At 68.1% G+C, this 22,679-nt stretch carries 23 protein-coding genes; 11 read left to right on the top strand and 12 right to left on the bottom strand.

The genetic code is table 11. The annotated features are described in order from the left end of the window. Nucleotides 1–78: 78 nt before the first annotated feature. Genes J2X09_RS04730 through J2X09_RS04720 form a run of 3 tightly spaced genes read right to left on the bottom strand, consistent with a single transcriptional unit; the run spans nucleotide 79 to nucleotide 2,655 of the window. Nucleotides 79–417, bottom strand: a complete 339-nt coding sequence (locus J2X09_RS04730; RefSeq protein ID WP_204732899.1) for a cupin domain-containing protein — start codon at nucleotides 415–417, stop codon at nucleotides 79–81. Nucleotides 418–463: 46 nt separating this feature from the next. Beyond that, the gene (locus J2X09_RS04725) at nucleotides 464–2,236 is read right to left on the bottom strand and encodes a CocE/NonD family hydrolase (RefSeq protein ID WP_310307585.1); all 1,773 of its coding nucleotides are present in this window, start codon (nucleotides 2,234–2,236) and stop codon (nucleotides 464–466) included. After that, nucleotides 2,233–2,655, bottom strand: a complete 423-nt coding sequence (locus tag J2X09_RS04720) for a cupin domain-containing protein (RefSeq protein WP_204732900.1) — start codon at nucleotides 2,653–2,655, stop codon at nucleotides 2,233–2,235. Before J2X09_RS04720 ends, J2X09_RS04725 begins: the two co-directional genes overlap by 4 nt. Before the next feature lie 99 nt (nucleotides 2,656–2,754). Here J2X09_RS04720 and J2X09_RS04715 point away from each other — a divergent pair, with 99 nt between their 5' ends. After that, entirely contained in the window at nucleotides 2,755–3,687 is a 933-nt protein-coding gene (locus J2X09_RS04715; protein ID WP_204732901.1) for a LysR substrate-binding domain-containing protein, read from the top strand. Nucleotides 3,688–3,737: 50 nt separating this feature from the next. Here the strand turns inward: J2X09_RS04715 and J2X09_RS04710 are convergent, their stop codons facing one another. The 5 genes from J2X09_RS04710 to J2X09_RS04690 all read right to left on the bottom strand — a co-directional run bounded on the left by J2X09_RS04710 (nucleotide 3,738) and on the right by J2X09_RS04690 (nucleotide 8,749). After that, nucleotides 3,738–4,472 (bottom strand): glutamine amidotransferase, encoded by a 735-nt coding sequence (locus J2X09_RS04710; protein ID WP_204732902.1) that lies wholly within the window; start codon nucleotides 4,470–4,472, stop codon nucleotides 3,738–3,740. A gap of 52 nt (nucleotides 4,473–4,524) precedes the next feature. Continuing rightward, nucleotides 4,525–6,036 carry a tripartite tricarboxylate transporter permease gene (locus J2X09_RS04705; protein WP_204732903.1) on the bottom strand — a complete coding sequence of 504 codons (1,512 nt, stop codon included), beginning with the start codon at nucleotides 6,034–6,036 and terminating at the stop codon, nucleotides 4,525–4,527. A 24-nt stretch (nucleotides 6,037–6,060) separates the two neighbouring features. Continuing rightward, nucleotides 6,061–6,546: a tripartite tricarboxylate transporter TctB family protein gene (locus J2X09_RS04700; protein WP_204732904.1), complete on the bottom strand. Its 486-nt coding sequence runs from the start codon at nucleotides 6,544–6,546 to the stop codon at nucleotides 6,061–6,063. A gap of 140 nt (nucleotides 6,547–6,686) precedes the next feature. Beyond that, nucleotides 6,687–8,060, bottom strand: coding sequence for a sensor histidine kinase (locus J2X09_RS04695; RefSeq protein ID WP_204732905.1), 1,374 nt, complete (start codon nucleotides 8,058–8,060; stop codon nucleotides 6,687–6,689). Continuing rightward, nucleotides 8,057–8,749: a response regulator transcription factor gene (locus J2X09_RS04690; protein ID WP_204732996.1), complete on the bottom strand. Its 693-nt coding sequence runs from the start codon at nucleotides 8,747–8,749 to the stop codon at nucleotides 8,057–8,059. Before J2X09_RS04690 ends, J2X09_RS04695 begins: the two co-directional genes overlap by 4 nt. A 176-nt stretch (nucleotides 8,750–8,925) precedes the next feature. On the opposite strand from J2X09_RS04690, the gene fdxA reads away from it, so the two are divergent. Together fdxA and J2X09_RS04680 are read left to right on the top strand one after the other, a co-directional pair. Beyond that, nucleotides 8,926–9,264 (top strand): ferredoxin FdxA, encoded by a 339-nt coding sequence (fdxA, locus tag J2X09_RS04685; protein ID WP_204732906.1) that lies wholly within the window; start codon nucleotides 8,926–8,928, stop codon nucleotides 9,262–9,264. Between the two features lie 14 nt (nucleotides 9,265–9,278). Then, the gene (locus J2X09_RS04680) at nucleotides 9,279–10,055 is read left to right on the top strand and encodes a ferredoxin--NADP reductase (RefSeq protein ID WP_204732907.1); all 777 of its coding nucleotides are present in this window, start codon (nucleotides 9,279–9,281) and stop codon (nucleotides 10,053–10,055) included. Nucleotides 10,056–10,173: 118 nt separating this feature from the next. On the opposite strand, the gene J2X09_RS04675 is transcribed toward J2X09_RS04680, so the two are convergent. Beyond that, complete coding sequence (locus J2X09_RS04675; RefSeq protein ID WP_204732908.1) at nucleotides 10,174–11,088, bottom strand: LysR family transcriptional regulator; 915 nt, start codon at nucleotides 11,086–11,088, stop codon at nucleotides 10,174–10,176. A gap of 168 nt (nucleotides 11,089–11,256) precedes the next feature. After that, the gene (locus J2X09_RS04670; RefSeq protein WP_204732909.1) at nucleotides 11,257–12,231 is read right to left on the bottom strand and encodes an NADPH:quinone oxidoreductase family protein; all 975 of its coding nucleotides are present in this window, start codon (nucleotides 12,229–12,231) and stop codon (nucleotides 11,257–11,259) included. A gap of 105 nt (nucleotides 12,232–12,336) precedes the next feature. Between J2X09_RS04670 and J2X09_RS04665 the strand changes: the two genes are divergently transcribed. The 6 genes from J2X09_RS04665 (at nucleotide 12,337) to J2X09_RS04640 (ending at nucleotide 18,725) form a co-directional block, all read left to right on the top strand. Further along, a complete protein-coding gene (locus tag J2X09_RS04665; RefSeq protein WP_204732910.1) occupies nucleotides 12,337–13,140 on the top strand; it encodes an IclR family transcriptional regulator in 804 nt (267 codons plus the stop codon). A gap of 194 nt (nucleotides 13,141–13,334) precedes the next feature. Then, nucleotides 13,335–14,297: a Bug family tripartite tricarboxylate transporter substrate binding protein gene (locus J2X09_RS04660; RefSeq protein WP_204732911.1), complete on the top strand. Its 963-nt coding sequence runs from the start codon at nucleotides 13,335–13,337 to the stop codon at nucleotides 14,295–14,297. 11 nt (nucleotides 14,298–14,308) lie between these two features. Then, nucleotides 14,309–14,704 carry a RidA family protein gene (locus J2X09_RS04655; protein ID WP_204732912.1) on the top strand — a complete coding sequence of 132 codons (396 nt, stop codon included), beginning with the start codon at nucleotides 14,309–14,311 and terminating at the stop codon, nucleotides 14,702–14,704. A 1-nt stretch (nucleotide 14,705) separates the two neighbouring features. Continuing rightward, on the top strand, nucleotides 14,706–15,722 hold the full coding sequence (locus J2X09_RS04650; RefSeq protein WP_204732913.1) for a 3-hydroxyacyl-CoA dehydrogenase family protein: 1,017 nt from the start codon (nucleotides 14,706–14,708) through the stop codon (nucleotides 15,720–15,722). Between the two features lie 10 nt (nucleotides 15,723–15,732). After that, nucleotides 15,733–17,931 (top strand): acetate--CoA ligase family protein, encoded by a 2,199-nt coding sequence (locus tag J2X09_RS04645; protein ID WP_204732914.1) that lies wholly within the window; start codon nucleotides 15,733–15,735, stop codon nucleotides 17,929–17,931. Next, nucleotides 17,928–18,725 carry a 3-hydroxybutyrate dehydrogenase gene (locus J2X09_RS04640; RefSeq protein WP_204732915.1) on the top strand — a complete coding sequence of 266 codons (798 nt, stop codon included), beginning with the start codon at nucleotides 17,928–17,930 and terminating at the stop codon, nucleotides 18,723–18,725. Before J2X09_RS04645 ends, J2X09_RS04640 begins: the two co-directional genes overlap by 4 nt. 12 nt (nucleotides 18,726–18,737) lie before the next feature. On the opposite strand, the gene J2X09_RS04635 is transcribed toward J2X09_RS04640, so the two are convergent. Both J2X09_RS04635 and J2X09_RS04630 read right to left on the bottom strand, forming a co-directional pair. Then, nucleotides 18,738–20,063, bottom strand: coding sequence for a (Fe-S)-binding protein (locus tag J2X09_RS04635; protein ID WP_204732916.1), 1,326 nt, complete (start codon nucleotides 20,061–20,063; stop codon nucleotides 18,738–18,740). A gap of 17 nt (nucleotides 20,064–20,080) precedes the next feature. Further along, the gene (locus tag J2X09_RS04630) at nucleotides 20,081–20,440 is read right to left on the bottom strand and encodes a RidA family protein (protein WP_204732917.1); all 360 of its coding nucleotides are present in this window, start codon (nucleotides 20,438–20,440) and stop codon (nucleotides 20,081–20,083) included. Between the two features lie 149 nt (nucleotides 20,441–20,589). Here J2X09_RS04630 and J2X09_RS04625 point away from each other — a divergent pair, with 149 nt between their 5' ends. Next, nucleotides 20,590–21,435 (top strand): cysteine hydrolase family protein, encoded by an 846-nt coding sequence (locus J2X09_RS04625; protein WP_204732918.1) that lies wholly within the window; start codon nucleotides 20,590–20,592, stop codon nucleotides 21,433–21,435. Further along, the gene (gene pncB, locus J2X09_RS04620; protein WP_204732919.1) at nucleotides 21,432–22,646 is read left to right on the top strand and encodes a nicotinate phosphoribosyltransferase; all 1,215 of its coding nucleotides are present in this window, start codon (nucleotides 21,432–21,434) and stop codon (nucleotides 22,644–22,646) included. Before J2X09_RS04625 ends, pncB begins: the two co-directional genes overlap by 4 nt. The last annotated feature ends 33 nt before the right edge of the window (nucleotides 22,647–22,679 follow it).

Here is a 22,679-nt window from a genome sequence, read left to right as displayed (position 1 = left end):
GTAAGGATGGGCAAGATCGAAGCGGACGCCATGCACCTCTGCGGGTGGCGTGGTGGCGTCGCACCTTTTCAGCGCGGGTCAGCCAATCCGGTGGCCCACGCCGTCGACGATGCTTTTGGCCGAAATCACTTCCGAGTCTTCGATGATCTCCACCCGATGGGGCACGTTGGGTGGAATGTGCACCGCCTGCCCGGGGCCGACCTCGAAGACCTCGCCGTCGAGAGTGACGCGGGCGCGCCCCGAGAGGGTGATGGAAATCTGTTCATGCGGGTGTGAATGCATCTGCGCCCCCTCGCCGGCCTTGTACTTGAGCACCCCGATTTCGATGTGCTCGCCGGTGATGAGTTTGCCGAACGCGCTCGAATGCCTGGGGGTGACGAACTCGTCCTGGACGTCCTTCAGTTCGATGAGTGCCATGTCATGTCTCCTTTCGTGGTTGGTGTGGGGGGAAGCGTGCCGGTCCTCATGCCTTCGGGGGCACGATGGGGACGAGCAGGTACGAGGCCTTGTCGCCACCGGTGTGCAGGGTGACCAGGTTGTCGAAGAGGCCCGGTGGGCGGTTGCGGGGGTCGTTGTGGGTCATGCCACCCGTTCCGCGCGTGGCGTAGTAGAACTGCGTGCCGAAGCTGTCGACCTCGCCTTCGTACTCGTAGTCCCTGCCCCGGACGGCCAGGCCGAGCGACCAGCCTGTCGGCAACACGATGCTGGTCGGCAGTATCTCGATGTCGAGTTCGTACACCTGGCCGGCCGTGAGTGGCTGGACCTCGTCGTGCGGGTGGTAGGGCTGCCATGGCTTGCTGCGCGACGCGTCCACGCGGCGGTGGGAGGCCCGCAGCCATCCCATGGCGATGGGCGTGTTGGGGTCCAGGGCGCCCTGGAAGGTGAGCTCCTTCCCATCGGGGTCGAACACCTGGACCACCAGAAAGAAGTCCGCATCCGAGGTCGAGCTTTCGATATAGAGCCTGGCCGCGATCGGCCCGGTGATCTCTGTGTCCCTGGACACAGGGGGCAGGCGAAAACTCAGGCCTCGGCCGGTGGCCGCGTAGCTGGCCTTTGACGGCACAGCGGGTGCGTCGGGGGTCATCGTGGATTGGCCTGCATCGAGGTAGAGCCGGGTCCACTCTGTTCGGGCAAGGGGCCACTCATGCTCGTCGCGCCGTTCAAAGCGGCCGTCCGCGTGGCGGATGTTGAGCTGCACGCGCGGCGTGGCGTCCCAACTGTTGTCCACGCCCTTGAGGAAGTGGTCCAGGAAGCGCCTTTGCAGATCGATACCGTAGTTCGATGAGAACAGGGACCAATGCGAGTCGCCATGCACCTCCAGCCACTTGTGCCCGGAGGGCGACTCGGTGAATCCGCTGAAGTTGCCCCGGGGGTGGATGCCCATGCCGCCCCAGTTCGCGCACGACAGGAACGGCATGTCGATGCGCGAAGGATCTGGCGTGCGCCGCCGCCAGAACGGACCGTCGAGTGGCTCGTCAAGCGACTGCGCATACAGGTCGCGGCGCCGCCGGGCCAGTTCGTTGTCCGACATGTCCACGGGGCCAGCGATGGATTCGCCGGTGTTGGGATTGCGCCGCGCGCGGCTGCCCAGGCCGTACTGCACGGTCACCGCCTGGATCGCCGCCCACTTGCGGGAGAACTCGTTGAGGATGCCGCCGTGGTAGGTGGGATCGCGGTAGAGGTCGATGAAGCCTTCCCATGGAATGACGGCCTTCAGCCCCCTGGGACGCCGCTCGGCCACGCGCCACGCCATGTTGGCGTAGTAGGAGATGCCGAGAACCCCCACGGAGCCATTGCTCCAGGGTTGTTCGGCCGCCCACTCGATGCTCGAGCAGAAGTCCTCGGTCTCCTGGGGCGACATGGGGTCGAGCACGCCTTCGCTCCAGCCGGCGCCACGCGAGTCGACACGCACGACCGCGTAACCGTGGGGCACCCAGCGCTCCGGGTCGGTCACCTCCCAGGCCTGGTACTTGTTCGACGAGCCCTGGAGAATCTCGGGGTAGTCCCGGACCATCTTCTCCCATTGCATGGGGTAGCCCTCCTGGTAGGACAGCCCTTTTGCGTAGACCCCGTGGGAGATGATGACGGGCGAACGCTGCGACTCGTCGACGGGACGGTAGACGTCCGCACGGAGCACCACGCCGTCGGGCATCCGGATGGGTGCATTCCAGGTGATCCGCATCCCGTCGCGCACCTCGGTCCGCGTGTGGATGTCACCTTGGCTGTCCGCGCTCATGGTCGGACCTTGATGCCGTGCAGGCTGTGCGAGGCGTCCTTCACGGTGAAGAACTTCGCGTCTTTCCCGGATGGGGTGCAACCGCAGTGGACGGTGTTGGCCGGAATGTAGATCAGCTCGCCGGGATGCGCGGTGTGGCGCTGGCCTTCCACCAGGATTTCCATCACCCCTTCGAGCACGAAGATCCACTGCTCGTTCGGGTGCGAATGCGGCTCCGACTGTTTGCCAGCCGGGGCTGTCATCAGCGCGACGATCATGCGGTCGCCTTCCACGCAGCCACCGAACACCGGCGAATAGTCGGGCCCCCCCAGGATCTGGTTGACCTTCGAGAAATTGAAGACGTATTCACCGGGCTGCGCACGGTACGCGCCCGGCGTGCGGGCTTGCGGTGGTTCCTTGTGTTCGGCGATGCCATTCATGGTGTGGGCTCCTGTTCTGTTGTGCAGTGGGCGCAACGATAGAAAGAACCCGTCGCGAAGAAAAATCGTTTCGCCGAATGCGAGCTATAGTCATTGCCTATGCCTGCATCCCATCGACTGCGACGACTCGACCTCAACCTGCTGGTCGCGCTCGAGGCCTTGCTGACGCTGCGCAACGTCACGGCGGCGGCCCACCGGCTGCATGTGACCCAGCCATCCATGAGCGGATCGCTGGCCCGGTTGAGGGACTACTTTGGCGATCCGCTCCTCACGCCCGCCGGGCGCAGGCTGGAACTCACGCCGCTGGCGGAGATGCTGCTGGAGCCGGTGAAGGAGACGCTGGAAATCGTCGAGCGCACGATTTCCCTGCGCCCCGAATTCGATCCGGCGACGGCGAGAAGGCACTTCCAGATCTGCGCCTCGGAATCCACCGTGCTGACCTTGCTGGCCGAAGTGATCCGGCGTGTCGAGGTGCTCGCGCCCGGCGTCACCATCGAGCTGTTGCCCTCCGATCCCGGCCAGATCGAAGAGCGGCTCGACCGGCGGGAGCTGGACCTGGCATTCGTCGTCGAGCACATGCTCAACGCCACGCATCCGCAGGCGCTCGTCATCAACGACACCTTCCACTGCATCGTGTGGACAGGCCACCGGAGCGTGAAGCGGCGACTCAGCCTGGAGCAGTACCTGTCACTCGGCCACGCGGTGACGCGATACGGGTTCGACAGGCGGCCGGGCTTCGAGCAGTACTCCATGGATCGCCTGGGTGTCCAGCGGCGGGTCGAGATCAGTTGCACCACGCCGGCGCTGCTCGGGCCGCTGGTGGTCGGCACGCAGCGCATCGCCACGGTCCCCACGCGGTTGGCGCAGCAGCAGGTCCAGGTGTTGCCCCTGAAGCTGTTTCGCCCGCCGATCGACATTCCACCGCTGCGCATCGTGGTCCAGTGGCACAAGTCGCGCCAGAGCGATGGCGCGACCTGCTGGCTGCGCGACCAGGTGGTCAGCGTGGCGAGGGAACTGGGCTACGACGTGTGAAAGCCCATCCATCGGTGATGCCTATTCGTCGCACGCGCAAGGGCCGGCACTCAACCGGTCGCGACTTCGGAGAACCGGCGCAGGATTCCGGCAGCGGCCGGTGAAGGGCGCACATCCGACAGCAAGCGAGAGACGTCCCCCAGGCTGCCCGTCATGCGCCCGATGTAGCCGCGCATCGCCGTGGGCGAGAACTCCGGATGGAACTGCACGCCCCATCCCCGCCTGCCCACCCTGAACGCCTGATGCGGCTCGGCGGTGCTGCTGGCCAGCAACACCGCGCCGGGTGGCAGGCTCAGCGCCGACTGGTAATGGACGAGCTGGGCCGGAAAACTCTTGGGCAGATGGCCGAGCAGCTCGTCTTCCTGCGCAGCGTGGTTCAGCCGGATGTCTTGCGTGCCCACCTCGGGTCCGTTGGGCAGGTTGCCGACCTGGCCCCCCATGGCGTGGGCCAGCAGCTGGTGGCCGTAGCAGATGCCCAGCACGGGCACATCCGCGTCCACGCAACGTTTCATCCATTGCCCCAGGCGTTCGCTCCAGGGCTGGCGGTCGCTGACCATGTCGTGCGAACCGCTGACGACAACGCCCGCGAGTTCGTGGGGTTCCGGGTAGGTGCCGGTCTCGTGGGCGTCGACGTGCCGGACCGCCACGCCCTCCCCAAGTCCCCGTTCGATCCAGTCGGAGAAATCACCCTCCTGCTGGCACAGGTCGGGAAAGGTCTTGCCGGCTGCAACGATGAGGATGGGTTTGCCGGCGCGGAAGGCTTGCGCGCTGTTGCTCTGGGACATTCCGCGATTGTGCCCGGGGGCCGGACCTCGCGGCCCGACCCGGCACGCCAACTCAGTCTTCCACGAAGGCCTCTTCGCGCTTCTTCTTGACCGACGGCAGCAGCACAACCACCAGCAGCAGCACCGCGAGCGCCAGCAGCGTGGCCGACATCGGGCGCGTCACCAGCACGCTCCAGTCGCCGCGCGAGATCAGCAGCGCGCGGCGCAGGTACTCCTCCATCATCGGCCCGAGGATCAGGCCCAGCAGCAGCGGTGCCGGCTCGCACTTGAGCTTGTGGAACAGGTAGCCGATGACACCGAAGATGGCGACCATCCAGATCTCGAAGGTGTTGTTGTTCTCCGAGTAGACGCCCACCGCGCAGAACAGCACGATGGCAGGGAAGAGCCACTTGTAGGGAATGGTCAGCAGCTTGATCCAGATGCCGATCAGCGGCAGGTTCAGCACGATCAGCATCAGGTTGCCGATCCACATCGAGGCGATCAGGCCCCAGAACAGTTCCGGGTTGCTGGTCATGACCTGCGGGCCGGGCTGGATGTTGTGGATGGTCATGGCACCGACCATCAGCGCCATCACGGCGTTGGGCGGAATGCCCAGCGTGAGCAGCGGGATGAACGAGGTCTGTGCACCGGCGTTGTTGGCCGATTCAGGACCCGCCACACCGCGGATGTTGCCCTTGCCGAACGGCACTTCGCCGGCCTTGAGCTTGACCTTCTTCTCGATCGTGTACGAGGCGAAGGCCGACATCAGCGCGCCGCCACCGGGCAGGATGCCCAGCACGGAGCCCAGCGCGGTGCCGCGCAGCACGGCCGGCGTCATGCGCTTGAAGTCTTCCTTGGTCGGCATCAGGCCCTTGACCTTCGAGGTGAAGACCTCGCGCTGGTCCGACGGTGTGGCCAGGTTGGCGATGATTTCGCCGTAGCCGAACACGCCCATCGCGATGGCGATGAAGCTGATGCCGTCGGTGAGTTCGGGAATGTCGAAGCTGTAGCGGGCCACGCCGGAGTTCACGTCCGTGCCCACCATGCCGAACGCCAGGCCCAGCAGGATCATGGCCACCGCCTTGAGCAGCGAGCCGGAGGCGAGCACCACGGCACCGATCAGGCCAAGCACCATGAGCGAGAAGTATTCGGCCGGGCCGAACTTGAGGGCGATTTCGGTCAAGGGCGGTGCGAAGGCCGCGAGGATCAGCGTGCCCGCGCAGCCGGCGAAGAAGGAACCCAGGCCGGCAGCGGCGAGCGCCGGGCCGGCCCGGCCCTTGCGCGCCATCTGGTAGCCGTCGATCACGGTGACGACGGACGAGGCTTCACCGGGGAGGTTGACCAGAATGGCGGTGGTGGAGCCGCCGTACTGCGCGCCGTAGTAGATGCCGGCCAGCATGATGAGCGCGGCCTCGGGCGGCAGGCCGTAGGTGGCCGGGAGCAGCATGGCGATGGTGGCGACGGGGCCGATGCCCGGCAGCACACCGATCAGCGTGCCCAGCAGACAGCCGACGAAGGCGTAAATCAGGTTCTGCGCGGTGAACGCGACGCCGAAACCGATCGAGAGGTTGGTGATCAGATCCATGTGGTTCTTCTTGTGGTGGAAGCGTCAGCCGATGAAGGACGGCCAGATCGGGAAGTTCAGCTTGAGCGCGAGTTCGAAGGCGACGTAGCTGCCGATCGCCAGGATCGTGGCGAGCACGAACACTTCCTTGAACCTGAACTGGTCGCCAGCCAGGCTGGCAATGAAGGTGAGGGCGTAGATCGAGACGATCAGCCCCATGCCCGGCAGGCCCCAGGGCCGCACGCCCACCAGCAGCACGCCGAAGATCAGGTTGGCGCCGATGATGAAGATCAGCGGGCGCCAGGCGATGCGGCCGATCGGCTCACCGTCCTCGGTCTTGACCGTGAGGGACTGGATGGTGATCGCCACGCCCAGGATGGCGATGAGCACACCCACCATCAGCGGGAAATACCCCGGACCCATGCGGGCACCGGTGCCCACGTTGTAGGTGGTCGCCCCCCATGCGAAGGCGATGCCGAAGGCGCTGAACAGCACACCCGACACGAAGTCTCTCTGACTCTTGATATTCACGTTGTCTCCTGAAGCGGCGTTGATCGCAGGCCCCGCTGCCGCGCCACCATTGGTGCGGCATGTAGGCCGCGCGATCGTAAGAAGACAGCGGGTTGCCGTGGGTGACCAAAACATTGCCGTTTGGCAATGTTCGGGGCTCCCTAGCGGGTGGCGCGCGGCAGTTCGAGGATGGCCCGAAGGCCGGGGTGGGCGCTCTCGAAGCGCAGCTGGCCGCCGTGCAGCGCGGCCACCGCCTGCACGCTGGCCAGTCCCAGGCCATGTCCTGGCGTGCCGTCGTGGCTCAGGCGATGGAAACGTGTGCCCAGGCGTGTCAGTTCCTGGTCAGGGACACCCGGGCCATCGTCCTGCACGGTGATCCGCGCGCCTTCGGCGGTTTCCTGCGTGCCCACGCGGATCACGGCGCCCTGGCCGGCGTACTTGAGCGCGTTGTCGAGCAGATTCGCGATGGCGCCTGCCAGCAGGTCGCGGTCTCCGGGCAGCAGGATGGCGTCGGCCGGCTCGCGCAGCAGCGTCGCACCCTGCGCTTCGGCAACGGCTTCGTACAGGTCCACCACGTCGGTCGCGATCACGTCGATCGCCACTTCCGTGAAGCGCCTGCGCCGCGCGCCGGCTTCGGCTTCGGCAATCTGCAGCAGCTTCTCGAACACCAGGGTCAGTTCCTCGATCTCGCGAATGGCGCCCTGGATCGCGTCGCGCCGCTGCGCGGGATCGTTGTCCGCCCGCTCCGCGCTGCGCAGTCGAACGAGGATGCGGGTGAGTGGCGTGCGCAGGTTGTGGGCGATGGTGTTGGAGACGTGGCGAACGCCGTCCATGAGGGATTCGATGCGGTCGAGCATCGCGTTGATATCGCGGTTGAGCAGCGCGAATTCATCGTCCTCGCCCGACTCCGCCACCCGTTCCCGGAGCTCGCCCGCCGTGGTGATTCGCCGGGCCGTGAGGCGGATTGCGCTCACACTGCGTTCGAGCTCCTGCCGGAACACGAAGGTGCCACCGATCAGCAGGAGCACCGCCACGATGCCCGCCGCCGCGCTCGCGCTCGCCACGAGCGATTCGATCAGTTCCTGGTCGCGCAGGTCCTGGCCGACCATCAGCATGCCGCCGTCGGACAGCGCGTACATCACCAGGTAGGCGTTGACACTGCGCCCGTCGCGCTCCACGCGCCGCTGGGTGGGCACCGCGTGCGCCACCGCACCGGGCGCGCGGTCCAGGTTGCCGGCCAGCTTGCGGCCCTCGCGGTCGACCAGCAGGTAGATTTCGCTGTCGGAGTCCCGGCCATCCGTCAACGCCCTGGCGATGGCCGCGCCCGCGACGTCCACACCGCCCTCGTTGACGTCCGTCAGCAACTGCTGCGCGGTCAGGCCCACCTGTCGCGCCATGCGTTGGTGCAGCACACCGACCGTCTGAAGGTACACGATGGCCAGCGCGGCCAGCATGGTGATCGCGACCAGGAAACCGTAATAGAACGCGAGCCGGAATCCGACCGAGCGCCACAGCCCGACCAGCCTGTCGATCATGCTTCGGTGTCACTGGCCGCGATGCGGTAGCCGATGCCGCGCACGGTGTGAATCAGTGGCGCCGCGCCGCCCGCGTCCAGCTTGGCGCGCAGCCGGCTCACCTGCACGTCGATCACATTGGTCTGCGGATCGAACTGGTAGTCCCACACGGCTTCGAGCAACATGATGCGGGTCAGCACCTGCCCGGGGTGGCTCATCAGGTAGGCGAGCAGGCGGAACTCGCGCGGCTGCAAGGCCACCGGCCGCCCGCCGCGCTCCACGTGGCGCGTGGCCAGATCGAGCGTGAGGTCGGCCACCTGCAGCGTGCGGATCGGCGGCCCGGGGCGCGAGCGCCGCACCAGCGCCTCCGCCCGCGCGGCGAGTTCGGAGAACGCGAAAGGCTTGGTGAGGTAATCGTCGCCGCCTGCCTTCAGGCCGCGCACGCGTTCGTCGAGCGCGCTCAGGGCGCTGAGCACCAGCACGGGCGTCTTCTTGCCCAGGCCCCGCAGTGTGGACAGGATGAAGAGGCCGTCCACATCGTTGGGCAGCATGCGATCCAGGATGATCAGGTCCCACTTCTCGCTGGTGGCGCGGCCGAGCGCTTCCATGCCGTCGCGGCAGATCACGACCACATGGCCGAGTTCCCGGAAGCCGTTGGCGATGTAGCGCGCGTTGTCCGCGTCGTCTTCCACCACCAGGCAGCGCCACATCACCGTGGCGTCCATCAGGCCTTGTCTTCCATTGCGTTCATCCGTTGCTTTCTCAGGGCGCGAGCCCGCCATTCTGCTCGAATCGTTGCCGCAGGCGAAATGAAGACACGCCGCTGTGTTTGTTTGGCCAGGCGCTGCCCGGTACCTTCAGGGCATTCCCATCCACGCGCCCCACCATGGCTTACGTCGTCACCGAGAACTGCATCCGCTGCAAATACATGGACTGTGTCACCGTCTGTCCCGTCGACTGCTTTCGAGAGGGCGACACGATGCTCGTCATTGACCCCGATGTCTGTATCGACTGTGGCGTGTGCACGCCCGAATGCCCGGCCGATGCGATCCGCCCCGACGTCGAGGACGGCCTGCGCGGCTGGGCCGCGTTCAACGCCCGCTATGCCCCCGCCTGGCGCCCGATTGCCAGAAAGGGTACGCCACCGCCCGACGCGCCGGCCTGGGACGGTGTCGTGGGCAAGCTCCAGTCTGCCTTCGGCGTCGCCGATCCATCGCTGGCCTGATCGGGAGACCAGACATGAGCAACCTGCTGCGCGAGACGGTGTCCTCCATCCACCACTGGAACGGGGACCTGTTCACTTTCCGGACCACCCGGTCCACGGCACTGCGTTTTCACAGTGGCCACTTCGTGATGCTGGGGCTCGAAGTCGACGGGCGGCCACTGATGCGCGCCTACAGCATCGCCAGCCCGCATTACGCCGAGCACCTGGAATTCCTGAGCATCAAAGTGCCCGATGGTCCGCTGACCTCGCGGCTGAAGAACATCCGCCCCGGCGACGAGGTGCTGGTGAGCAGCAAGCCCGTGGGCACGCTGGTGGTCGACGACCTGCTGCCCGGCGAGAACCTGTACCTGCTCAGCAGTGGCACAGGGCTCGCGCCGTTCATGAGCATCGTCCAGGACCCCACGGTCTACGAGCGCTTTCGCAAGATCGTGCTGGTGCATTCGGTGCGCCGGGTATCCGACCTGGCCTACGCCCGCTTCCTCACGGAAGAACTGCCACGAGACGAATTCCTCGGGCCGATGGTGAGCGAGCAACTGCTCTACGTGCCCACCGTGACGCGCGAGCCTTTCCACACGACCGGACGCATCACCAACCTGATGGACGACGGCGGGCTGGCCCGCCTCACCGGCCTGCCCGAGCTCAACGCCGCGACCGACCGCGTCATGCTGTGCGGGAGTTCCGCCATGCTCGCGGACCTGACCGAGCGGCTCGAGGCGCGCGGCTTGCAAGGCTCGCCGCAGATCGGCCATGCGGGGCAATTCGTCATCGAGAAGGCGTTCGCGCAGCGGTGAGTGAGACACCCCACTGCGCCGCTTTGCGGCTTCCCCCCTCTGTGGCGCGCCTTCGGCGCTTCGAGGGGGGACGGCATCTCGGACCGGCGCGGCCGGACCCTGGATGCCTCTGGATGGGTTAGCGCCGTTCGCGTTCGCGCACGAAGACGCGGGCCACCGATGAGAGGGCCAGCAGGTTCGGGTCGCGTTCGCGCGCCTTCATGACGCTCAGACCGATCGTCTGGCGCGCGCCCTCGCTTTCGGCGAAGGGGATGAACCGCACCAGGTGCTGGTACATCGGGCGGATGCGGCCGGGCACCACCGCGCAGGCCACGCCGCTGGCCACCAGGTTCATCTGCGTGAAGATGTCCTGCACCTCCATCACCACGCAGGGCTGGAAGTCCCGGAAGCGTTCGGCCAGTTGCGCGGCGGAGAACGGCCCTTCCGCCAGGGTCACCACCTTCTCTCCGACGTGTTCGGCCAGCACGATGGTCTCGCGCGCGGCCAGGGGCGAGCCCAGCGGCGCGGCGAAGTAGGACTCGTCCTCGAACATCGGCAGGCACACCAGGTCGGGGTCACTGGGCAGGATCTCGGCGAACACCGCGTCGATCTGCCCCTGCTTGAGGCGGGGCAGCAGCTCGTGGCGCGACTTGCCCAGGATCAGTTCGCACTGCAGGTTGGGCCGGCGCTGGTTCATCGACTTGATGAGCTCGGGCAGCACGTGGCTCGTGAGCGAGTAGAGCGAGCCGATCTTCAGCCGGTCCGAGGCGTAGCCGGCGGCGATGCGCGTGGCCTCGATGCCTCGGTCCAGCCGGCCGAGCACATCGCGCGCCACGCCGGCCAGCGTGTGCGCGGCCTCCGTGGGCACCAGGCCGCGGCCCTCGTGGCGGAACAGCGAGCAGCGCACGCTGTCCTCCAGCGAATGCAGGGCACGGTGCACGCTGACCGCGCTGGTGTCGAGCGCATCGGCGGCGGCGTTGAGCGTCTTGAACTCCAGGTAGGCCACCAGGGCCTCCAGCTTGCGCGACGAAATGTCTTCACTCAGACGGTGCACGGTGCGGCTCCCGGTTCGTATTCAGTTGTTCGCCACGCCATGGCGAGAGAGGCCACCATCATCAGAAGCATCCAGGGTCCGGCTGCGCCGGCCCGAGATGCCGCCCCCCTTGAAGCGCCGAAGGCGCGCCACGGAGGGGGGAAGCCGCACAGCGGCGCAGGGGGGTGTTCATCTCGTCAGGATGACGACCTTGCCCTTGACGCGGCGCTCCATCACGTCGCGCAGGGCCTGGCCGGCCTCTTCCAGGGGGTAGCGGCGTGTGACGGGTGGGCGCACCGCGCCCGAGGCGTGCAGCGCGAACAACTCGCGCATGTGCGCGCGCGTGGTGTCGGCATCGCGCCGCAGGAAGTTGCCCCAGTACACGCCGACGACGGACGCGCCCTTGAGCAGCGGCAGGTTGAGCGCCAGCCGGGGCACCTCGCCGGCGGCGAATCCCACGACCAGATGGCGCCCTTCCCAGGCGATGCAGCGGAAGGCCGTTTCCGACCGTTCGCCGCCGATCGGGTCGAAGATGACGTCCACGCCGTCGGGCGCCAGGGTCTTGAGGCGCTTGCGCAGGTCCTCGGTGGCGTAGTTGAGGGTGGCGTCCGCGCCGTGGGCGGTGCACAGGCCGAGCTTGTCGTCGTCCGAAGCGGCGGCGATGACGCGCGCGCCCAGGGCCTTGCCGATCTCCACCGCCGCGATGCCGACGCCACCGCCCGCGCCCAGCACCAGCAGCGTTTCACCAGCGGCGAGCCGGCCCCGGTCTTTCAGGGCATGCAGACTGGTGCCGTAGGCCAGCACGAAGGCGGCGGCCTCGGGGTAGTCCATGCCCTCGGGCATGGGCACCACACGCTCGGCGGCGATCACCGCTTCCTGGGCAAAGCCGCCGAAGGTGGCGCTGCCGACCACGCGGTCGCCCACGTTCCAGCCGCTCACGCCCGGCCCCACCGCCTTGACGCGCCCCGCCACCTCGCCGCCGGGCGAGAACGGCAGTTCGGGCTGCACTTGGTACTTGCGCTGGATGATCAGGGTGTCGGGGAAGTTGACCCCCGCCGCGTGCACCTCGATCAGCACCTGCCCGGGCCCCGGGACAGGGGAGGCCACCTCGTCGACGACGAGGGATTCGGGCTCTCCCCACTGCCTGCACACCACTGCTTTCATCGCCGCCTTTCCTTGGAAGTTGGCGGGTCAGTATAGCCACGAGCCCCATTGCGCGCCATCCTGTCAGAATTTATATTCTGCACAGCGAAACTATTGAGGAAGCCCTTGGGACGAACCGCCAGACCGATCAAAACCCCCCGCAGCCAGGCCGAGGAAGACCGCCGTTTCGTCACCGCACTGGCCCGTGGCCTGGACGTGCTGCGCTGCTTCCAGCGCTCCGAACAGTGGCTCCCCAACCAGGAGATCGCACGCCGCACCGGCCTGCCCAAGGCCACGGTCTCGCGCCTGGCCTACACGCTCACCACGCTCGGTTACCTCGAGCATTCGCCCGAGCGCGAGATGTATGCGCTGGGCCTGCCGGTGCTCGGCCTGGGGTTCAAGGTGCTGTCGCACTTCGAACTGGGTCGCATCGTGCGGCCTTTCATGCAGGCGCTGGCGGACGAGGCGCAGGCGGCCGTGTCGCTCGCGGTGCGCAGCGGTGGCTGGGTGGTGTACGTGGCGCACTGCCGTTCCGCCGCTCCACTCACGCTGGGGCTGGACGTGGGTGCGCGCCTCTCCCTCACGCGTTCGGCCATCGGGCGCGCCGTGCTGTTCTCGCTGAACGAGGCGACGCGATCCACGGCGCTGGCCACGCTGAAGGCCGAGGCGCCGCTGGAATGGGAGCAGGGGCAGGCCGGCCTGGAGCAGGCCGAGGCCAGCTACCGGCGCCAGGGTGTGGTGCTCTCTCTGCCCGGGGCGGACATCGGCGCGGCCGCGGTGACGCTGGACCCGGGCGACGGCCGCGAGCGCTTCGGCCTCAACTGCGGCGGCCCCGCCAGCCTGATGACGCCGCAACGCCTGGCGCAGATCGCGCCGCGCCTGCTGGACACCGCCGCGCGCATGGAGCGGGCCATCCGTTCCGAAAACTGAAAACAAGGGTCGGCGAACGAAAGCATTTGGCAGGGCAGAAAGGCCCGGTTCGAGGCCGTACCCGGTTTACCGGGCCGGGGAGCGTCTGTAAACTGAATTTCAGGGTGCAACAAATTCCGCTGAGCGGAACTTGGAAAAGCATTCTGGGCATCAGGCTTTCACTGATGTCCGGCCCCACTTACCGGAGTCTTCCCATGCGACGTCGTGAACTGCTTCTCGCCACCGGTGCCCTGGGCGCATTGCCCCTCGGTGCCGCAGCCCAGACCTTCCCGTCCCGGCCCATCACCCTGTACTGTCCGTTCCCTGCGGCAGGGCCCACCGATGTGATGTTCCGCGCGCTGGCCGAGGCGGCCGGCCGTGCGCTCGGCCAGTCGGTGGTGGTGGAGAACCGGCCCGGTGCGGCCGGCACCATGACGGCACCGACCATGCGCACGGCCCGGCCCGACGGCTACACGCTCACGCAATGTCCCATGGGCATGTTCCGCGTGCCACACATGCAGCGCGTGCAGACCTTCGATCCGCTCAAGGACTTCACCTACATCATCAACCTCACCGGCTACACCTTCGGCATGGTGGTGCGGGCCGACTCGCCCTTCAAGAGCCTGCAGGACGTGGTGGCCTACGCCAAGGCCAACCCGGGCAAGCTCACCTACGGTTCCACCGGCATGGGTGCCGGCCCGCACCTGGCGATGGACGAGTTCGCCACCCGTGCCGGCATCGACATCGTCCACGTGCCGTTCAAGGGCAGCGCCGACATGCTGCCCGCGCTGCTGGGCGGGCATGTGATGGTGGGCACCGACACCACCGGCTGGGCGCCGCATGTGGAGAGCGGCAAGATGCGACTGCTCGTCACCTACGGCAGCCAGCGCACCAAGCGCTGGCCCCAGGTGGCCACGCTGCGCGAACTGGGTTACGACATGGCGTCGGATTCGCCCTTCGGCATCGTCGGCCCGGCCGGCATGGACCCGGCGGTGGTCAAGACCCTGCACGACGGCTTCCGCACCGCGCTCGCCGATCCGAAGGTGGTCGAGATGATCGACCGCTACGACCAGCCCACCATCTACATGAACTCCGCCGATTACGCGGTGTGGGCGAAGAAGACCTATGCCGAGGAGGCGCGCACCATCGAGCGCCTGGGCATGAAGAACTCGCTGTAGGAGGCGTTCGCATGAACCGCTTCCAGCAACCGGCTTCGCTCGCGAAGCCCAATGGGTTCTCGCACACCGCCCGCGTCACGGGGGGCACCACCATTTATGTGTCGGGGCAGGTCGCCTACGACAGCGCGGGTGCCGTGGTGGGCGAGGGCGATCTGGCGGCACAGACGCGCCAGGTCTACCTCAACATCGAGCAAGCACTGCAGACCGAGGGCGCGTCCATGGCCGATCTGGTCAAGACCGTGCTCTTCGTGCGCGACCTCGATCCGGCGAAGGCGCGCGTCATCCGCGAGGCGCGCGCGCCCTTCCTGCGGTCGGACGGCCCGCCCGCCAGCACCATGGTGGGCGTGTCGTCCCTCGCCCGGCCCGAGCTGCTGCTCGAGGTCGAAGCGATCGCGGTCGTGTACTGACATGGCCGCATTCGAATCGACAGGCGCCGCCAGCCTGACGCTGGGCGGGCGCGCGTTCACCCCGGGCGCATCGCGCGTGGCGGTGCTGGGCGCAGGCGTGATGGGGCCGGGTATCGCCCTGGTCTTCGCCGAACATGGGTTCGAGGTCGAGCTGTGCGAGGTGCGGCAACCCGCGCTCGATGCCGGCATGGCCTCGCTGGCCGATGCGCTGGACCTCAAGGTGCAGGCGCAGGTGTGCGATGCCGCCACCGCGCGTGCCACGCTGTCGCGCGTGACGCCGCGCCTGGGTGTCGCCGTGGCCATCGCGCGCGCCGACCTCGTCGTGGAAGCCGTGCCCGAGGACCGCGACATCAAGCGCGCCGTGTACGCGCAGGTCGCCGAGGTGGCACCCGCCCACGCCGTGGTCTGGAGCAACACCTCGACGCTGGACGTGTTCGCTCTCGCACCGCCCGCGCTGGCATCCCGGCTGCTGGTCGCCCACTGGTTCGCGCCGCCGCACATCCTGCCGCTGGTGGAGGTGGTCTGCCAGGCGCCCGCGCCGGTGTCGCTGCGCGAGGAGACGGTCGCCCTGTTGCGCGCCCTGGGCAAGGCCCCCGTGGTGCTCGAGAAGTTCGTGCCCGGCTTCGTGATCAACCGGCTGCTGCGCGCGCTCGGGCGCGAGTCGTTCGACATGATCGAATCGGGCGTCATTTCCATCGCCGAACTCGACGTGGCGGTGCGCACCAGCCTGGCGCCTCGCATGCAGGTGCTGGGCATCATGCAGCGCTACGACTACACCGGGCTGCACCTGAGCCTGCGCAACCTGGCCGACCCCGAGATCGTCGACGCCCCGGTCAACCGCAGCCCGGCCCTGCTGCAGGCGCGCGTGGCGCGTGGCGAACTGGGCGTGGGCAGCGGCAAGGGCTTCTACGACTACGCCGGCCGTTCCACGCTGGAACTGCAGCGCGAGCGCGACCTGCGCCTGTGGCAGGTCATGCGCGGCCTGGCCGAACATGCCGCCGATCCCAAGCCCATCTGAGTCCGACGCCATGACCTCTTCCGCATCCGTGGAGGCCGCGCGCCTCCAGCCCCTGGTCGACCCGCGCTCGATCGCGATCTACGGCGCCTCGGCCGACCTCACCCGGCTCGGTGGCATGCCGGTCGCGCTGCTCACCGAACGTGGTTTCCAGGGCGCGATCTATCCCATCAACCCCAAGTACACCGAGATCGCCGGGCTGCGCTGCTACCCCGACATCGCCTCCCTGCCCGCGCCGGCCGACGTGATCGTGATCGCCGTGGCGGCGCCGGAGGTGGTGGGCGTGATGCGCCAGGCCGCCGCGCGCGGCATCCGCGCCGCCGTGGTGTTCGCCGCCGGTTTCGCCGAGGCCGGCGACAGCGAAGGCCTGGCCCTGCAGGCCGAACTGGTGGAGGTCGCGCGCGAACTCGGCATGGCGGTCGCGGGCCCCAACTGCATGGGCTTCGGCAACCTGGACAGCCACGCCTACAGCACGTTCACGGCCATCTTCCGCACCGTCGAACCGCCAGCCGCGCCGCGCGACACGGGGCTGGTCACGCAGAGCGGCAGCATCTGCTCGGCGATCTACGCGGCAGGGCGGCAACTGGGCGTGCGTTTCAACGTGGTGATCAACACCGGCAACGAGGCCTGCGTCGAATTCTCCGAGTACCTGGAGTACCTGGCCGATCGCCCCGGTACCGAGACTCTGGTCGGCTACATCGAGGGCCTGCGCGATGGGGCGCGCTTCGAACGCGTGGCCACGCGGCTGCGCGACGAAGGCCGCCTGCTGACCTTGCTCAAGGCGGGCGAAACGGACAAGGGCGCGCTCGCGGCGGCTTCGCACACCGCCGCGCTCGCGGGTTCCGGTGCCGTCTACCGCGCCATGTTCGAGCGGCTGTGCGTGGTCCCCGCGCACGACATCCTGCATGCCGCCGACATGGCCTACCTCGGGCGCTTCCGCGGACGCGCCAGCGGCCCGCGCGTGGCCGTGCTCACCATCTCCGGCGCCATCGGCGCGCTGCTGGCCGATGCCTTCACCCAGTCCGGCATTGAACTGCCCGAGTTGAGCGCACCGGTGCGCGAGGCGCTGCGTGAAGGCATTCCGCGCTTTGGCATGGTGCACAACCCGGTGGACTTCACCGGCAACATCGTCAACCGGCACCAGTTCGCGTCGCAGGCGCTGCGGGCGCTCTTTGCCTCCGGCGAGGTGGACTTCGCGGTGATCTATGCCCCCGGCTTCCTGATCGACCGCATGGCCGAGGGCCTGGCGGCAGTGTCCAGCGCATCGGGTCGCCTGGTGGCGGCCATTTCCACCGGCAAGGTGACCACGCGCGAGGCGCTGGAGACCGCCGGCGTGCCGGTCTTCGACGACACGACACGTGCCGTGCGCGCGCTCGCCAGCCTGGCCCACTGGCATGAGAACCGGCGCCGCCACGCCGGCACCACGCGCACCGGCAAGCCCGCGGATGCTCCGGCGGTGGCGCGCGAACTCGTGCGCGAGACCCGCCTCGACGGCGAACGCGCGATCGACGAACACCGTGCCAAACACGTGCTCGCCGCCTTCGGTGTGCCGGTGGCGCAGGAGCGCGTGGCGGTGTCGGCGGGCGCGGCGGTGGAGGCGGCGCGGGCCATCGGCTACCCGGTGGCGTTGAAAGTGCTGAGCGCCGACATCGCCCACAAGTCCGAAGCCGGTGGCGTGTGCCTGAACCTGGGCGACGACGCAGCGGTGCAGGCCGCCTGCGCTGCCGTGCTGAGCAGCGTGGCCGAACGGCAACCACGAGCGCGCGTGGCTGGCGTGCTGGTGCAGAAGCAGGAGGCGCCGGGCACGGAACTGCTCGTGGGCGTGGTCCGCGATTCGGTCTTTGGCCTGGTGATGACCCTGGGCCTGGGTGGCGTGTGGGCCGAGCTGTTCGGCGACGTGGTGCACGCCCCGCTGCCCGTTCGCGAAGACGGGGTGGTGACGCTGCTGCGGCGCCTCAAGGGCTGGCCCCTGCTGGACGGCTTCCGGGGTGCGGACCCGGTCGACCTGGCCGCGCTGACCCGGGCGATCGCGTGCATTTCCGACGCGGCCTGCGCGCTGGCCGATGACGTCGACGAACTGGAGATCAATCCGCTGATCGCGCGCGCCGATGGCGTGGTGGCGGTGGATGCGCTGCTGCGCCTGACGGGCGAGGTGGCGGCCGGCAACGCGGCACCGGGCATGCACGAGACCGCACAGGGGCAACCCGCATGAGCGGCAGCGTCCCGGGCCTGGCGGGCCGTGTCGCGCTGGTCACGGGCTCCACCAGCGGCATCGGCCTGGCCATCGCACGGCGCCTGGCCCGCGACGGTTGCCACGTCGTGCTGCATGGCTTCGGCGACCCGGCGCCTATCGCGTCGCTGGAAAAGGAGCTGGTGGACAGCGGTGCCTCGCAGGCCTGGCACGTGGCGGCCGACCTGCTGCGGCCCGAGGAGATCGAGCGCATGGTGGCCCGGGTGGGCGAGCGCCATGGCCGGCTGGACATTCTGGTGAACAACGCGGGCATCCAGCACGTGGCGCCCATCGAGTCTTTCCCGGTCGAGCGCTGGGACGCGGTCCTGGCGGTCAACCTCAGCGCCGCCTTCCACACCACGCGCCTGGCGCTGCCCCTGATGCGGCAACACCAGTGGGGCCGCATCGTCAACATTGCCTCGGTCAGCGGTCTGGTCGCCGCGCCCATGAAATCCGCCTATGCGGCGGCCAAGCATGGCCTGATCGGTCTGACCAAGGTCACTGCGCTGGAAACCGCGACTTCCGCCATCACCTGCAATGCGATCTGCCCGGGCTGGGTGCTCACGCCGCTGGTGGAGCGCCAGCTGCAGGCGCGCATGGCGGCCGATGGCGTGGACCGCGATGAAGCCACGCGCCGGCTGCTGGTCAAGCAGCCCTCGCAGGCGTTCGTGACGCTGGAACAGGTGGCCGCGCTGGCGGCCTACTTCGTGTCCGAAGAGGCCGCGCAGACGCGGGGCGCGGCGTGGAACGTGGACGGCGCCTACACCGTTGCCTGACGCCGGGGCCGCTCAGCCCTGGGGCGCGAAGCTGCAGAGCCCACCCCGGAACTCGGCCGAAGTGAACACCTCGGGCAGCACGGCAGCGAGTTCGTCGGGGTCCATGTCGATGCCGTTGGCTTTCAGCATCGGCGCGGCTTCCAGCACCATGGCGCGCCAATCGTTGAGCTGGCGGAACGGTTCCACGGTGTCGGGGCAGGGCTGTTCGCCCAGCGCCATCACCAGCAGTTCGGTGAAATTGATCACCTGGAAACCGTGGGTCTGGCCTTCCTTCGACAGCTGCAGGTGACAGCCGTGGAACAGTGACACGAGCGCGTCGACATCGTCCCGCTTGCAGAGCGCGAGCGTGTCCTTGCGCACATGCGCCTTGAGCTCGGGGGAACGGTCGGAGCCGGAGGCGCCGCACATGTAGCCCGGTTCCTCGGCCTCCTCGACGATGGTCAGCCCCGGGATGGCGCGCAGCAGGCGCAGCACGGCCTGGCCCACTTCGGGCAGACCGTGGTGGGTGTGCACCACCACACGCTTGTTCACCGGGGTGTTGAACCGCGCGACGAGGTCGTCCTCGCGCTCCAGCAGGAACCGGGTGATGTGGTCGAAGTCGAACTTCACCTCGCGGTAACCCTTGATGGTCTCGCCCAGGTGGATCTGGCAGGACGGGCACCAGCTCAGCACCTTCTGCGGCTTGAAGTCGCCAAAGCGGTGCAGCGTCTGCTCGGACACGCGCCCTCCCTTCTTCAGGTCGCCTTCCCACTTGCTGTAGACGATGCCGCAGCAGGCCGACGGCCCGCCCATCACCTCGTACTCGATGCCGAGCTGGTCCAGTACGGTCATCACGTTGAACAGCACGTGCGGCGTGCGGACTGGGTTGCAGCCGGTGTAGAACACCACGTCGACGTCACGCGCCTGGGGCGGGCGCAGCAGGCGGGCGACGTCCGCCGGCACCAGCTGCATCGACACCATGATCCGGATCGCGCGCGCCATCTTGCGGAAGACGTGTGGCGTGGGGTTGTGCACCTCCGCCACCTTGGAACAGCTCATCATGAGCATCCTGCGCGGGTTCACGCCCTCGGGGCAGACCGGTATGCAGTCACCGCAACCGTTGCACTGGCGGATCCAGGTGGCGGACGCCTCGGGCAGGGGCACCGAGTCGCGCATGAAGTCGAGCACGCCGGAGACGACATGGACCGGGTCCGCTCCGGCCATGCCGGGCGCGAACGGCACCACGGGGCAGACCTCGACGCATCGGCCGCAGCGGGTGCAGGCCGAGAGCATGTCGTCCCAGGAGCGGGCGACGAAATCGGTGAAGTCGACCCTGGCTTCGGATGAAGGGGCAGTCATGGGGTGTCCTTCCTGGCTCAGGTGTGGCGGCGCACCGCGATGGCCTCGATCTCCACGCGCACCGAGGGCGAACCCAGCCGCGCCTCGACCGCCGAACTGGCGGGCGGCGTCCGCACGTCGGCGAACAGCTGATTGCGCACATCGCTGAACAGCGCGTACTCGCGGATGTCCGTCAGGAACACGGTGAGCTTGCGGATGTCGTGACGGTCCGCGCCCTGTTCGGCGAGCAGCGTCTGGATGCGGTCGAACACGATGCGCGTCTGGGCCTCGGTGTCGTAGGGCGCGGCGGTGCCCGCCGTGAGGCCGGAGACGAACATCAGGGTGGCGTCACCGACCGGAACGCAGTGGATGGGGGAAAAACGTGGGGTGTCTGGCATCGGGTTTCCTTGCGCGGTGCCGGGGTGCCCGCGCCAATGTCAGACGAGCTTAGGCAGTCGCTTCGTGCACATCAATTGCCGCCTGCGCGCGATGCTTACGGATCGCGGAACGGATTCGGTGCATAGTGGACGGCTACCGAGGACCTTCCATGCGCATCCAGCTTCTCGTCATCGACCCCCAGAACGACTTTTGCGACATCGACGGCGCGGCCCTCCCGGTGAGCGGCGCGAACGCCGACCTGCGCCGGCTGGCGGGCTTCATCGATTCGCACGCAGCCGACATCGACGGCATCACCGTCACGCTCGATTCCCACGCCAGCGTGGCGGTGGAGCGCACGACCTTCTGGCTCACCCGTGAGGGCGAGCCGGTGGCGCCGTTCACCTTCATCACGGCCGACGATGTCACGGCCGGCACCTACCGCCCCCGCGACCCGGGGCTGACGCCGCAGGTGGTGGGCATGCTCGGGCAACTGGCCACCGCTGGCAAACCGGGCATGGTGGTGTGGCCGGTGCACTGCGTCACCGGCACCTGGGGCCACAACATCCAGACCGACGTGGCCCGTGGCCTGGCCGCCTGGGAATTCGCCCACCAGCGCGCGGTGACCAAGGTGCTCAAGGGCGAGTACCCGCTGAGCGAGCACTTCGGCGTGTTCGAGGCCGACGCCCCGGTGGCCTCGGTGCCGGGCACGCAGTTCAACCGGGCGCTGGCCGCGTCGGTGGCCAGCGGGGCCGATCTCGTGGTGATCGCCGGCGAAGCGTCGAGCCACTGCGTGGCCGCCAGCTACGACCAGTTCATGCGCTTTCTCGCGCAGTCGCCGGCCTTCGCCCCGCGCGTCGTGCTGCTGCGCGACTGCATGAGCCCGGTGGCCGGCTTCGAGCCGCTGGAGGAGGCGCTGTTCCAGCGCGCGAGCGCCGCCGGCACGCTGGTGCTGACGCTGGCCGAACTCCCCGCCCTCATCCACGCCCAACGCGGCAGCCTGCCGACCCCTTCATGAGCCCCGACAGCGCCTTCCTTCCGGTCGTCAACTCTCTGCTGGGCACCGACCTCTACAAGTTCACCATGCTGCAGCCCATGCTGCACCGCATGCCGGCCAACCAGGCCGAGTACCGCTTCGTGTGCCGCAACGTGCCCGAGCGTCCGCTGAGCGAGATCCGCGACGAGGTGGAGCGCCAGATCGAACACCTGTGCTCGCTGCGCTTCACCGAGGACGAGCTGAGCTACCTCGGCGGGCTGCGGTACATCAAGTCGGACTTCATCGACTTCCTGCGCATCTTCCAGTTGCAGCGCCGCTACATCACCGTGAGTGCCGACGGCGACCTGCTGTCCATTGTCGCGCGCGGCCCGCAGATCCACGTGATGCTTTTCGAGATCTTCGTGCTCGCCATCGTCAACGAGATCCACTTCCGCCGGCTGGACGCGGCGGGCGTGCTGGACGAGGGGCGGCGGCGCCTGCGCGAAAAGATCGCGCTGCTCAAGGCCTTCGGCGCGCAGAGCGCCGGGCGCAGGCATCCGTTCGAGTTCTTCGACTTCGGCGTGCGCCGCCGCTACTCGGCCGCGTGGCAGGAAGAGGTGGTGGCCATCTTCGCGAAGGAAGTGCCGGCGTTCTTCAAGGGCACGTCCAACGTCTACCTGGCCCGCAAGTACGGCCTGGTGCCCATCGGCACCATGGCCCACGAGTACCTGCAGACCTTCCAGGCCATGGGCGTGCAGCTCAAGGGCTTCCAGAAGGCCGCGCTGGAGAACTGGGTGCAGGAGTACCGCGGCGACCTCGGCGTCGCGCTGACCGACGTGGTCGGCATGGACGCCTTCATCGCCGACTTCGACCTTTACTTCGCCAAGCTGTTCGACGGCCTGCGCCACGACTCGGGCGACCCCGTGGCCTGGGGCGAAAAGGCGCTGGCCCACTACGAGCGCCTGAAGATCAACGCCCACACCAAGCGGCTGGTGTTTTCCGACGGACTCGACCTGCCCGCTGCCCTCAAGCTCTACGACCACTTCGCCGACCGCATCCAGACGGGCTTCGGCATCGGCACGAACCTCACGAACGACGTGGGCTTGCGCCCGCTGAGCATCGTCATGAAACTCGTGAGCTGCAACGGGCAGCCGGTGGCCAAACTCTCGGACTCGCCGGGCAAGACCCTCTGCGACGACGAGACCTTTCTGGCCTACCTGCGCCAGGTGTTCCGCGTGCCGGGTGCCTCCTGAGTGCGTGCCGTTCCAGTCCTGTTCTTGATCGGG

Origin of the sequence: Hydrogenophaga laconesensis (assembly GCF_031457235.1) — a bacterium.
GTDB lineage: Bacteria > Pseudomonadota > Gammaproteobacteria > Burkholderiales > Burkholderiaceae_C > Hydrogenophaga > Hydrogenophaga laconesensis.
This window is presented reverse-complemented; position numbering and strand designations above follow the sequence as displayed.